At 40.0% G+C, this 13191-nt stretch carries 12 protein-coding genes; all 12 read left to right on the top strand.

Going from position 1 to position 13191, the window contains the following annotated elements:
* The first annotated feature begins 18 nt into the window (after positions 1–18).
* Entirely contained in the window at positions 19–1314 is a 1296-nt protein-coding gene (purB, locus tag NSQ59_RS24970; RefSeq protein WP_055741711.1) for an adenylosuccinate lyase, read from the top strand.
* A 278-nt stretch (positions 1315–1592) separates the two neighbouring features.
* Positions 1593–2315, top strand: coding sequence for a phosphoribosylaminoimidazolesuccinocarboxamide synthase (gene purC, locus NSQ59_RS24965; RefSeq protein WP_055741712.1), 723 nt, complete (start codon positions 1593–1595; stop codon positions 2313–2315).
* Positions 2308–2562: a phosphoribosylformylglycinamidine synthase subunit PurS gene (purS, locus tag NSQ59_RS24960; protein WP_055741713.1), complete on the top strand. Its 255-nt coding sequence runs from the start codon at positions 2308–2310 to the stop codon at positions 2560–2562. Before purC ends, purS begins: the two co-directional genes overlap by 8 nt.
* The gene (gene purQ, locus NSQ59_RS24955; protein ID WP_340832975.1) at positions 2559–3242 is read left to right on the top strand and encodes a phosphoribosylformylglycinamidine synthase subunit PurQ; all 684 of its coding nucleotides are present in this window, start codon (positions 2559–2561) and stop codon (positions 3240–3242) included. Before purS ends, purQ begins: the two co-directional genes overlap by 4 nt.
* A complete protein-coding gene (gene purL, locus NSQ59_RS24950) occupies positions 3226–5448 on the top strand; it encodes a phosphoribosylformylglycinamidine synthase subunit PurL (protein WP_055741715.1) in 2223 nt (740 codons plus the stop codon). The genes purQ and purL overlap by 17 nt, the downstream gene beginning before the upstream one ends.
* A complete protein-coding gene (gene purF, locus NSQ59_RS24945; RefSeq protein ID WP_055741716.1) occupies positions 5433–6854 on the top strand; it encodes an amidophosphoribosyltransferase in 1422 nt (473 codons plus the stop codon). The genes purL and purF overlap by 16 nt, the downstream gene beginning before the upstream one ends.
* A gap of 11 nt (positions 6855–6865) precedes the next feature.
* Positions 6866–7906: a phosphoribosylformylglycinamidine cyclo-ligase gene (gene purM / locus NSQ59_RS24940; RefSeq protein ID WP_340832974.1), complete on the top strand. Its 1041-nt coding sequence runs from the start codon at positions 6866–6868 to the stop codon at positions 7904–7906.
* The gene (gene purN / locus NSQ59_RS24935) at positions 7906–8505 is read left to right on the top strand and encodes a phosphoribosylglycinamide formyltransferase (protein ID WP_340832973.1); all 600 of its coding nucleotides are present in this window, start codon (positions 7906–7908) and stop codon (positions 8503–8505) included. Before purM ends, purN begins: the two co-directional genes overlap by 1 nt.
* The gene (gene purH / locus NSQ59_RS24930) at positions 8486–10015 is read left to right on the top strand and encodes a bifunctional phosphoribosylaminoimidazolecarboxamide formyltransferase/IMP cyclohydrolase (RefSeq protein ID WP_340832972.1); all 1530 of its coding nucleotides are present in this window, start codon (positions 8486–8488) and stop codon (positions 10013–10015) included. Before purN ends, purH begins: the two co-directional genes overlap by 20 nt.
* Positions 10016–10295: 280 nt before the next feature.
* Entirely contained in the window at positions 10296–11552 is a 1257-nt protein-coding gene (gene purD, locus NSQ59_RS24925) for a phosphoribosylamine--glycine ligase (protein WP_126647648.1), read from the top strand.
* Positions 11553–11942: 390 nt separating this feature from the next.
* A complete protein-coding gene (locus NSQ59_RS24920) occupies positions 11943–13118 on the top strand; it encodes a histidine kinase dimerization/phospho-acceptor domain-containing protein (RefSeq protein ID WP_340832971.1) in 1176 nt (391 codons plus the stop codon).
* Positions 13088–13189: a hypothetical protein gene (locus NSQ59_RS28040; protein WP_445669223.1), complete on the top strand. Its 102-nt coding sequence runs from the start codon at positions 13088–13090 to the stop codon at positions 13187–13189. Before NSQ59_RS24920 ends, NSQ59_RS28040 begins: the two co-directional genes overlap by 31 nt.
* Positions 13190–13191 lie beyond the last annotated feature (2 nt).

Here is a 13191-nt window from a genome sequence, read left to right as displayed (position 1 = left end):
AATCGGAGGAAAACATTCATGATCGAACGTTATACACGACCAGAAATGGGCGCAATTTGGACAGAGGAAAATCGTTTTCAAGCATGGCTGGAGGTTGAAATCTTAGCATGTGAGGCATGGGCAGAGCTTGGCGATATTCCGAAAGAGGATGTCCAAAAAATACGCGAAAATGCAACCTTCAAGGTGGAGCGTATTAAGGAAATTGAAGAAGAAACGAGACATGATGTTGTTGCTTTTACAAGAGCAGTTTCAGAATCTCTTGGGGAAGAAAGAAAATGGGTGCATTATGGTTTAACGTCGACAGATGTTGTTGATACAGCCCTTTCCTATATATTGAAGCAAGCAAATGAGATTATTTTACGAGACCTTGAAAATTTTATTGACATACTAAAAGAAAAAGCGAAAGAACATAAATATACCGTTATGATGGGGAGAACCCATGGAGTGCATGCAGAACCAACGACATTCGGATTAAAAATGGCACTTTGGTATGAAGAAATGAAACGCAATTTGGAACGCTTTAAACAAGCTGCAGCAGGAGTGGAGTTTGGAAAGATTTCCGGAGCGGTCGGTACTTATGCTAATATCGACCCATTCGTTGAAAAATATGTATGTGAAAAATTAGGATTGCAGCCAGCTCCAATTTCAACGCAAACATTACAGCGAGATCGCCATGCACAATACATGGCTACCATTGCATTAATTGCTACTTCTATTGAAAAATTTGCAGTAGAGGTTCGCGGGCTGCAAAAGAGTGAAACACGTGAAGTAGAAGAATTTTTTGCAAAAGGTCAAAAAGGTTCATCAGCGATGCCGCATAAGAGGAATCCAATTGGTTCGGAAAACATGACAGGAATGGCAAGAGTTATTCGCGGTTATATGTTAACGGCATACGAAAATGTTCCGCTATGGCATGAAAGAGATATTTCTCATTCTTCCGCAGAGCGAATCATACTTCCGGATGCAACGATTGCTATTAACTATATGCTTAATCGCTTCGGTAATATCGTGAAAAACTTAACGGTATTCCCAGAAAACATGAAGCGAAATATGGATCGTACTTTAGGGTTAATCTATTCACAACGAGTATTATTAGCGCTAATTGATAAAGGAATGGTCCGCGAAGCAGCATATGATACTGTTCAGCCAAAGGCAATGGAAGCATGGGAGAAACAAGTGCCATTCAGACAATTAATCGAAGCTGACCCAATTATCCAAAGCAAATTAACGAAAGAAGAAATTGATGATTGCTTTGATTATAATTATCACTTAAAAAATGTAGACACCATATTTGAAAGACTAGGTTTGAAATAAGAAAGGCGGAAGCACCTTGCCCATCGGCGTACGGATTTCGTAGTCGCAGGCTCGAGATAAAGGAAACACAGTGAGGTAGTTCACGAACTGATGTTGACTTATCGTAGGGAGGAGACGGAGAAATCCGCTAGCCGATAGGTGCTGGAGCTAGACAGAGTATATCTTACTAATAATGTTTGAAATTAGAAACTTATACTTTCTTATCTTAAAGAAAGTTTGTTCAGAAGAGACTGCTCTTCTGAACAAACTTCTTAAATCAACTGGTGAGGTGTGAAGACATGGAAAAGAATGAGCTACTGTATGAAGGGAAAGCAAAAAGAATATATGCAACAGATGAAACAGGCGTTTTATGGGTAGAGTACAAAGATTCTGCCACTGCTTTTAATGGGGTGAAAAAATCCGAAATAACAGGGAAAGGCATTTTAAATAACGAGATTTCTAGCTTGATTTTTGCCAATCTTCAGGAAATGGGGATTGAAAGTCACTTTATCCGTAAAATTTCGGAAACGGAACAACTCGTAAAGCAGGTTTCCATTATACCTTTAGAAGTTGTTACTAGAAATGTCATTGCAGGCAGTTTAGCAAAACGGCTTGGAATAGAAGAAGGCACACCTTTAAAAAAACCAGTTGTGGAATTTTATTATAAAAATGATGATCTAGGCGATCCCCTCATTACAGAGGATCATATTGGAATATTAGAAATTGCTAGTTTAGAAGAAGTAAATCTATTAAGAAATAAAGCTCTTAAAATTAATGAAGTGTTATCGGATTTGTTTTTACAGCTTGGTATTCGCTTAGTAGACTTTAAGCTTGAGTTTGGAAAAGATGCAAATGGCGAAATTTTACTTGCGGATGAAATCTCTCCAGATACTTGTCGCTTATGGGACGTAAATACCAACGAGAAGCTTGATAAAGATGTATTTCGCAGAGATTTAGGTGATCTGACAACTGTTTATACAGAAATTTTAAACCGCTTGAAAGGGGAAACAGCACATGTATAAAGTAAAAGTTTACGTAACACTAAGGGAAAGCGTTTTGGATCCTCAAGGAACGGCTGTTAAGCAATCACTACACACAATGAATTATCAAGAAGTTCAAGATGTACGAATCGGCAAGTATATGGAATTAACGATTGAAAAAGCAGATCGTAATATTGAAGAGGTTGTAAATGAACTTTGCACTCGCCTCCTTGCAAATCCCGTAATTGAGGATTATCGATATGAAATTGAGGAGTGTGTTGCTCAGTGAAATTCGCGGTAATCGTCTTTCCAGGATCTAATTGTGATGTTGATATGTACCATTCAATAAAAGATGAACTGGGCGAAGAAGTAGAGTATGTATGGCATGATGCTGATAATCTTGATGAATTCGATGGGATTTTACTGCCAGGTGGTTTCTCTTACGGTGACTACTTACGATCAGGAGCCATTGCTCGTTTCTCCAATGTAATGCAGGAAGTAGTAAAAGCTGCCGAGGCTGGCAAATCTGTGCTTGGTGTTTGCAATGGATTTCAGATTTTACTCGAATCCGGGTTACTGCCGGGGGCAATGCGCCGCAATGAAAGCCTGCAATTTATGTGCCGTACGGTTGAACTAAAAGTAGAAAACAACAACACCATGTTTACCTCTTCTTTAAACCAAGGTGATATTATTCGTATCCCAATTGCACATGGTGAAGGAAATTATTATTGTGATGAAGCTACACTTCAACAATTAATGGATAATAATCAAATTGTTTTCACATATAAAAATAATCCTAACGGAAGCGTGTCAGATATTGCAGGGATTATCAATGAAAAAGGAAATGTCCTTGGTATGATGCCGCACCCTGAACGTGCAGTGGATGAACTTTTAGGTAGTGCTGACGGATTAAAACTTTTCCAAGCGATCGTAAGAAACTGGAGGGAAGCACATGTCGTTAATGCTTGAACCAAATCCAATCCAAATTAAAGAAGAAAAGCTTTACCGTGAATTAGGTTTAACCGATCAAGAATTTTCCATGATTGAAAACATATTAGGAAGAATTCCTAACTATACAGAAACAGGGTTATTCTCTGTTATGTGGTCTGAGCACTGCAGTTATAAAAATTCTAAGCCAGTCCTAAAGAGATTTCCGACATCAGGTGAGAAAGTACTACAAGGGCCGGGTGAAGGTGCGGGTATTGTAGATATCGGTGATGAGCAGGCGGTCGTATTTAAAATTGAAAGCCATAACCATCCATCTGCAATTGAGCCTTATCAAGGTGCCGCAACAGGTGTAGGCGGAATTATTCGTGATGTATTTTCAATGGGAGCGAGACCAATTGCTCTTCTAAATTCGTTACGATTTGGGGAGCTTGATTCTCCAAGAGTGAAGTATTTGTTTAAAGAAGTCGTAGCGGGAATTGCCGGATATGGAAATTGTATTGGTATTCCAACGGTAGGCGGAGAAATCCAATTTGATCCTTCTTATGATGGAAACCCACTTGTGAACGCAATGTGTGTTGGCTTGATTGACCATAAAGATATTCAAAAAGGGCAAGCAAAAGGGATTGGGAATACTGTCATGTATGTTGGAGCGAAAACGGGTCGTGACGGTATACACGGTGCAACCTTTGCTTCAGAGGAACTAAGTGAGAAATCTGATGAAAAGCGTCCAGCTGTTCAGGTAGGCGATCCATTTATGGAGAAGCTTTTATTAGAAGCATGCTTGGAATTAGTTCAAAATGATGCCCTTGTTGGTATTCAAGATATGGGTGCGGCCGGATTAACCAGTTCTTCAGCTGAAATGGCAAGTAAAGCGGGATCAGGAATCGAAATGAACCTTGATCTAATTCCACAGCGTGAATTAGGGATGACCGCATATGAAATGATGCTTTCTGAATCACAGGAAAGAATGTTAATTGTAGTGAAAAAGGGAAGAGAACAAGAAATAATGGATCTCTTCTTAAAGTATGGATTAGAAGCTGTAGCGGTAGGAAAGGTTACGGACGATAAGCAATTGCGTCTTTTACATCATGGAGAAGTAGTGGCAGATGTTCCGGTGGATGCACTTGCAGAGGACGCACCTGTTTATCATAAACCATCTGTAGAGCCTGCTTATTTCCGTGAATTTCAATCCATAGAAAATGAGATTCCAAGTGTGGCAGATTTTAAGGAAACATTGCTTCAGTTGTTGCAGCAACCAACCATTGCAAGTAAGGAATGGGTGTATGGCCAGTATGATTACCAAGTTCGTACAAATACGGTTGTAACACCGGGATCGGATGCAGCAGTGGTAAGAATCCGTGGAACACGTAAAGCATTAGCGATGACAACCGATTGTAATTCACGTTACTTATATCTAGATCCTGAAACAGGCGGAAAAATTGCTGTGGCAGAAGCAGCGCGTAATATTGTTTGCTCTGGTGCCGAGCCATTAGCCATTACGGATTGCTTGAACTTCGGAAATCCTGAGAAGCCAGAAATCTTCTGGCAAATTGAAAAAGCAGTAGACGGTATGAGCGAGGCATGCCGAGTGTTAAACAGTCCTGTCATTGGAGGGAACGTTTCCCTTTACAATGAGACAAAAGGTACGGCTATTTATCCAACACCTGTAGTGGGGATGGTTGGTTTAATCGAGGACCTTGATCATATTACTACTCAAAGCTTCAAGAAAGCAGGAGATTTGATTTATGTCATAGGGGAAACAAATCCTGAGTTCGGGGGAAGCGAACTCCAAAAATATCAAAACGGCAAGATTTTTGGTAGAGCACCAGAATTGAACTTAGATAAAGAACTTAAAAGACAGAAACAATTATTAGCCGTCATTAAACAAGGCTTGGTTTCTTCTGCACACGATATTGCGGAAGGCGGAACAGCAGTGGCGCTGGCAGAAGGTCTATTTGGTACAGACAATCTTGGGGCGGATGTACTTTTACAAGGGGATGCAACAGTCGCTTTATTCAGTGAAACACAATCACGTTTTATTGTTTCAATTCGTCCGGAGTTTAGAGAGGAATTTGAAAACATAGTTGAGGATGCAAGATTCATAGGGACGGTTACGAACACGGGAGAACTTTTCATAAAGGATGAGCAAGGAGAAATAATCATTCAAACGAACGTGCAAGAATGTGAAGAAGCTTGGAGAGGAGCGATTTCATGCTTGCTGAAATAAGGGGATTGAACGAGGAATGCGGTGTATTTGGAATTTGGGGACATCCGGATGCAGCGAAAATCACGTATTATGGGTTACACAGTTTGCAACATCGTGGTCAAGAAGGTGCGGGAATTGTCGTTACAAATGGTGAGAGCTTGTACGGTATAAGGGGAGAAGGGCTGCTCACGGAAGTATTTAATGAAGGTAAACTAGAAAATTTACAAGGATATTCAGCGATTGGTCATGTTCGGTATGCAACAGCTGGCGGAGGCGGGATTGAAAATGTTCAACCGCTTCTCTTCCATTCGCAAACAGGCAGCATGGCGCTTGCCCATAATGGAAATTTAGTCAATGCGAACGGTCTTAAACATCAGCTTGAAGCACAAGGCAGTATTTTTCAAACTAGCTCAGATACAGAGGTGTTCGCACATCTTATAAAAAGAAGCGGGTACATTTCTCTTTCGGATAAAATGAAAAATGCACTAACGATGGTAAAAGGTGCATATGCATTTCTTTTAATGACAGAAACGGAATTAATGGTGGCACTGGATCCAAACGGATTGCGCCCACTATCGATTGGTCGTGTTGGGGACGCATATTGTGTGGCGTCTGAGACTTGTGCCTTTGATATTATCGGGGCTAAGTTTGTAAGAGATGTGATGCCGGGAGAATTACTGACCATTAATGATAATGGCCTTCACTCGGAACCATTTACTCTTTCCACCAACAGTGCTATTTGCACGATGGAATATGTTTATTTTTCAAGACCGGATAGCAATATACACGGAATTAATGTGCATACGGCTCGTAAAAATATGGGAAAACGCCTTGCTGCGGAAGCGCTTATAGAAGCAGATGTAGTGACAGGTGTACCGGACTCCAGTATTTCCGCAGCGATTGGATATGCGGAGGCGGCAGGTATTCCATATGAAATGGGACTAATTAAAAATCGTTATGTAGGAAGAACGTTTATTCAACCATCTCAATCGTTAAGGGAACAAGGCGTAAAAATGAAGCTTTCGGCTGTAAGAAAAGTCGTGGAAGGCAAACGGGTAGTAATGGTGGATGATTCGATCGTCAGGGGAACCACAAGCAGACGAATTGTCTCCATGCTAAAGGAAGCCGGGGCAACGGAAGTTCATGTTTGCATCAGTTCACCTCCTATGAAGAATCCTTGCTTTTATGGAATTGACACTTCCACACATGAAGAACTGATTGCGTCCACGCATAGTGTTGAGGAGATTCGCGAGTTAATTGGTGCAGATTCCTTAACCTTCTTAAGTGTCGAAGGAATGTTAGAAGCGATTGGCAGACCAAAGATGAATGAAAGCTGCGGTCAATGTTTGGCTTGCTTTACGGGAAAATATCCTACTGAAATTTACCCGGATACAGTATTACCTCATGAGAAAGAACTTGTGCGCTAGGAGGCTTATAAATGGCAAATGCATATCGACAAGCGGGAGTAGATATCGAGGCAGGATATGAAGCGGTAGAAAGAATAAAAAAACATGCAGACAGGACAAAGCGGCCTGGAGTTTTAGGTCAGCTTGGCAGCTTTGGAGGAGTGTTTGATCTTTCTGCTTTAAATATGAGGCAGCCGGTTCTTGTTTCCGGAACAGATGGTGTTGGAACGAAGCTAAAGCTGGCTTTTTTAATGGATAAGCATGATTCAATTGGAATGGACTGTGTTGCAATGTGTGTCAATGATATCGTGGTGCAAGGAGCTGAACCGCTGTATTTTCTTGACTACATCGCATGCGGAAAAGCGAGCCCCGTTAAAATAGAGCAAATTGTGAAAGGGATTGCCGATGGCTGTGAGCAAGCAGGCTGTGCATTAATCGGTGGAGAAACAGCTGAAATGCCAGGATTGTATCAAGAAGAGGAATATGACTTGGCAGGCTTTTCTGTCGGTGCATGTGAAAAAAGTGAGCTAATAACTGGTGAGACCATTCAAGAAGGAGATGTCCTTATAGGACTTTCTTCCAGTGGAATTCATAGTAATGGCTATTCTTTGGTTAGGAAAATCTTCTTTGAAGATCACACTTTCTCATTAGAAGAAAGCCTGCCAGAACTAGACCGTCCACTTGGTGAAGAGTTGCTGGTACCAACCAAAATTTATGTCAAGCCTGTTTTAAAAGCCATTAGAGAGTTCGAAATAAAGGGAATGGCACATATTACAGGCGGCGGGTTCGTTGAAAATATCCCGAGAATGCTTAACGGAGATTTAGGTGTAGAAATAGAGCAAGGTACTTGGACAATCTTGCCAATATTCGAGGTACTGGAGAAGTATGGAGAAATTCCCCACGCGGAAATGTTTAATATTTTTAACATGGGGATTGGCTTTGTGGTAGCAGTGGATAAATCCATTGCAGACACTGTTGTTGAATTTTTTAATAAGAATGGCGAGTCTGCTTATCGAATTGGCCAAGTTACAAAAGAACCTGGAGTACGTTTTACAGGTAAGGGGTCATGGTAATGGTGAAAATAGCAGTATTTGCTTCTGGGAGCGGCAGCAACTTTCAATCTATCGTGGATTCCGTTAAATCTGGTCAGTTGGATGCGTCAGTGGAACTCCTAGTGTGCGATAAATCAAATGCTTATGTGATTGAAAGAGCCGAACAAAATGGGATTGAGGCATTTGTTTTTAACCCCAAGGAATACCAATCAAAAACGGAATATGAAAAGAAAATTGCTCTGGAGCTCCAAAAGAGAGACATTGAATATCTGGTCTTAGCAGGATATATGAGGCTGATTGGCCCAACGCTTCTCCGTGAATTTGATAATCGAATCATTAATATACATCCATCCTTGCTCCCGATGTTTCCAGGAAAGGATGCAATTGGTCAGGCTATTGCTGCAGGTGTAAGTCTGACGGGAGTAACGATTCATTACGTAGACGAAGGCATGGATACAGGACCTATTATTGCCCAAGAGTCTTTAACTATTACGGAGCATGATACAGCAGAAACGCTAGCGGAAAGAATTCACGAAATAGAACATCGCTTATATCCAATAACATTACAAACTATATTTAACCGTGGAGGTGTCAGGCACCATGAAAAGAGCGCTCATTAGTGTTTCAGATAAGACAGGTGTAGTGGAATTTGCAAAAGGGTTAGTAGAAGTTGGATTTGAGATCATTTCGACAGGCGGTACAAAAAAAGCATTGGAGGAAGCAGGTTTAGCTGTCATTGGAATTGATGATATTACCGGATTTCCTGAAATGTTGGAGGGTCGAGTGAAAACTCTGCATCCTAATGTTCATGGCGGTTTACTTGCAAAGAGAACTCCGGATCATCTGAAACAAATCGCAGATCAAGGCATTCATCCAATTGATTTAGTTTGTGTTAATTTATATCCGTTTCAGCAGACCATTTCCAGGCCGGATGTTACGGAAGCGGAAGCGATTGAAAATATTGATATCGGCGGACCATCCATGCTGCGTTCTGCAGCGAAAAATCATGCGTATGTTACCGTGGTAGTAGATGCGAATGATTATGATACGGTGCTTTCAGAGTTAACGGAGTTTGGAGATGTTACAACACTAACAAAGAAAAAACTAGCTGCGAAAGTATATCGCCATACTGCTTCTTACGATGCAATTATTGCGGATTACATGACAACTTTGGTTGGTGAAGAAAATCCTGAGCGAGTGACGTTTACTTATGAACGTAAGCAATCGCTTCGTTATGGTGAAAATCCACATCAACAAGCAACTTTTTATGTCAATCCACTTGGCTCTACTTTCTCCATTGCACATGGTAAGCAATTACATGGTAAAGAGCTTTCCTACAATAATATTCGCGATGCAGACGCAGCATTGCAAATCGTGAAAGATTTTTCAGAACCAGTGGCGGTAGCGGTTAAGCATATGAACCCTTGTGGTGTGGGAACAGGAAACACTATTTTAGAAGCATATAAAAAGGCATATGAAGCGGATTCTACTTCCATTTTTGGCGGCATTGTCGCTTTTAATCGCGAGGTTGATGCAGAAACCGCAAAGCTATTACATGAAATATTCCTTGAAATTATCATTGCTCCTTCCTTTTCTGAAGAAGCATTATCTATTTTGACTTCTAAGAAAAATATTCGTTTATTAGCAGTGGAAACAAGTGAAAAGAACAAACAGGAAAAAGTAATGACCTCCGTAGAAGGCGGATTACTAACGCAAGATTTAGATACTTATACATTAGAGAATGCCGACATCACCATTCCAACGAAACGAAAACCTACAGACGCTGAATGGGAAGCATTGAAGCTTGGCTGGAAAGTTGTGAAACATGTGAAATCCAATGCGATTGTTGTAACGAATTCCGATATGACTTTAGGGATTGGTGCAGGTCAAATGAACCGCGTGGGAGCGGCGAAAATTGCACTTGAACAAGCGGGAGCTAGAGCAGAAGGTGCTGCACTTGCTTCAGATGCTTTCTTCCCAATGGATGATACGGTTGAGGCAGCGGCCAAAGCGGGAATCACGGCAATCATTCAACCGGGTGGTTCTATTAAAGATGCCGATTCTATCAAAAAGGCGGACGAATACGGTATAGCAATGGTCTTTACAGGGATTCGACATTTTAAACATTAAGCAGTTGCGTGAATACAAATAAGCGGACAGAGAATCCGTTATTTTAATAAAATGACCATCATTTAAAGGTTTAGGGGACACAGATTCCGTTATTTGAGAAAAAACATGAAGAATTCACTGCTTTTTGCAAAATAACGGAATCTGTGTCCGCAAACATAGGTAAATAGCCCGATTTGTCACAGATAACGGAACTAGTGTCCGGCAAATTTATTAAATATAGTTAATGATACCCCTTGCATTGTTGTTCAACACTAAGATTTGAACCGGAAAGGCGGAGCATATGAAGGTATTAGTAATCGGAAGAGGCGGCAGGGAGCATGCCATTTGTAAAAAAGTAAAGGAAAGCAGACAAGTCACAAAAGTATACTGCGCTCCCGGTAATGGGGGAATCAGCGAGGATGCAGAGCTTGTTCCAATTTCAGAACATCAATTTTCTGATTTAATTTCTTTTGCCAAAGAAAATCAAATTGACTTAACAATTGTAGGTCCGGAAGATCCATTAACAGCAGGAATCGTAAATGAGTTTCAAGAAGCTGGTCTGAAGATTTTTGGGCCAAAAAAAGAAGCGGCCATTATAGAAGGAAGTAAAGCATTTGCGAAGGATTTAATGCAAAAATACAATATTCCAACTGCCGTCTATCAAACCTTCCAAGACTATGGAGCTGCAAAAGCATACATCGAAAATACTGGTGCGCCAATTGTAATAAAAGCAGATGGACTTGCCGCTGGTAAAGGTGTTGTTGTTGCAATGACGGAACAGGAAGCATTAGCAGCCTTGAAAGAAATGATGTTAGATGAAAAATTCGGGGAGGCATCTGCTAGTGTAGTGATTGAAGAATTCCTGCAAGGGGAAGAATTTTCTTTAATGGCATTTGTGAATGGCACAGATGTTTACCCAATGGTCATTGCACAGGATCATAAGAGAGCATTTGATGGAGATAAAGGACCTAATACAGGCGGTATGGGTGCTTATTCTCCGGTTCCGCATATTCCTGAACAAGAAGTGGAACGTGCTGTCCAGGAGATTTTACTTCCTACTGCAAAGGCGCTAGTGGAAGAAAACAGAAGCTTTTGCGGTGTATTATATGCGGGGCTAATTTTAACAGATAAAGGTCCGAAAGTAATTGAATTTAATGCGCGTTTTGGCGACCCTGAAACGCAGGTTGTATTATCTCGTTTACAATCAGATTTTGTAAGTATTATTTTAGATCTGTTAGATAAAAAAGAACCAGAAATAGTATGGAATAACGATTCGATTGTGGGAGTAGTGCTTGCATCAAATGGCTATCCAGAGCAGTACAAAAAAGGAGTTGTGCTTCCCGAATTAGAGATGCTTTCTGAAGGAACCTCTGTATTTCATGCGGGAACGGATAAAGCTGGGAATCAATTTGTTTCTAATGGCGGACGTGTTCTATTAGTAGCATGTAAAGGTAATTCGTTGAGAGAAGCAATAAGAACAGTTTATGCTGAAATGGATAAACTGCAATCTAGCGAATTTTTCTATCGAAAAGATATTGGCAATAAAGCAATTTTATAGGTAAAGTCCTGTTTTACACTATTTAAGTGAACTTTCGAACTGTTTAAGTATGAATTCACGCGGTTCATTGAAGGACTTACACAAAAATGCCGGACAAGGTTGTTGTCCGGTGTTTTTCTTCTATTCAAGTAAACTTCCTATCGTTTGGAGTGTTTTAATTTTTTCATAGGAGATAAAAAATACTTGTTAGAAAAGAAATGGTTAGAGGTAATGATATAAATTTTAAAACTGGACGTGCTTTCCCCTTTCCTTGTGGGGGTTTTTTGTATTGATAATTAATTTTTATTCTCCCATTCTCCACTAATAGACAATAGGTTATTAAAACATTACAATTATAACAATCATACTTTTGTAATATTCAAACTACTGTGACTAAAGGGGTAGATTACATTGTTAGCTGTAGCAAGTGATTTACTATTTAACTTACTGGTGATTCTTATCACGATGATTGTGCACCAATTTTGGATTGAAAGTAAACCAAATTGTAAGCTTGTCATAAAATATTCCATTTTAGTCACATCCGGATTAGCAATTTTTATTTGTATGGTGTTTTCTTTTTACGAATATGAAGGTGTGCGCTATGATTTGCGACGGATACCATTATGGTTCGGTACTATTTATGGGGGACCAATTGTAGGATTTGTTCTTTTAGTACTTACTAGTGTTATTCGATTCATACAAGGTGGAACAGATGTATATTCATCGATTATGAACACCGCACTGATGTTTTTTTCGACTGTTATGATTACTCCATTATATTTTCGTTTAGGAACCTATAAGAAAATAGTTTTAAGTACATTTATGAATATTTTCTTTTCATTCCTTGTTTTAATAGCGTTCACTTTTCTTCATCATGATTCATTTAAAATAGATTATTGGTTCGAATTTTTAATCATCAATGCAATTGGAATCATACTGGTCAGCCTATCAGTTGAAATGATTCAAAGCAATTATGAATGGCGAATGAAGGTGATCTATGCTGATAAATTAGATGTGATAGGTCACCTAGCAGCTGCGGTTAATCATGAAATCAACAACCCTTTAACGACTATTCGGGGACTGATTCAACTTGTTAAAGAGGACCCCGGCCTTACAGTAGAAAAGGAGCAAACCTTTTTACAGTTGGCATTAGAGGAAGTGGATAAAGTGAACCATATAATAAAAGATTATTTGACTTATGCGAGGCCGTATCCCACAACAAATGAGGTATTTCAACTGGACGAAGTACTGCATAATTCCATTAATATTGTAAGGCCTTTAGCGGAGATGGAAGATGCATTGATAGTAATGGGTGATACTCCAGCCTGCTGCTTAATGGGGGATCCGAAGCAATTAGTTCAAGCACTTGTAAACCTATTAAAAAATAGCATTAACGCAGTAAAAAAAGGGGGCAATATCGAATTAAAGGTGAAGGTAAAAAATAAAGAATGCTATATTTACATAATAGATAATGGAATCGGAATGGATAAAGCGTTGCAGAAAAGGCTTGGAGAACCTTACTTCACAACACAAGTAGGGGTACTGGGCTTGGACTTATGGTTGTCTATAGGATTGTCGATAGTATGAAGGGCGAAATAAAAATAGACAGCAGGCAAGGCGTAGGAACAAAGGTTTTACTAAAGTTGCCAATCCTATAAAA

The sequence above is a fragment of the Margalitia sp. FSL K6-0131 genome, from assembly GCF_038008735.1.
Taxonomy (GTDB): domain Bacteria; phylum Bacillota; class Bacilli; order Bacillales; family Bacillaceae_C; genus Margalitia; species Margalitia shackletonii.
The sequence above is the reverse complement of the archived record's forward strand: the minus strand, read 5'-3'. Positions and strand labels throughout refer to the sequence as shown.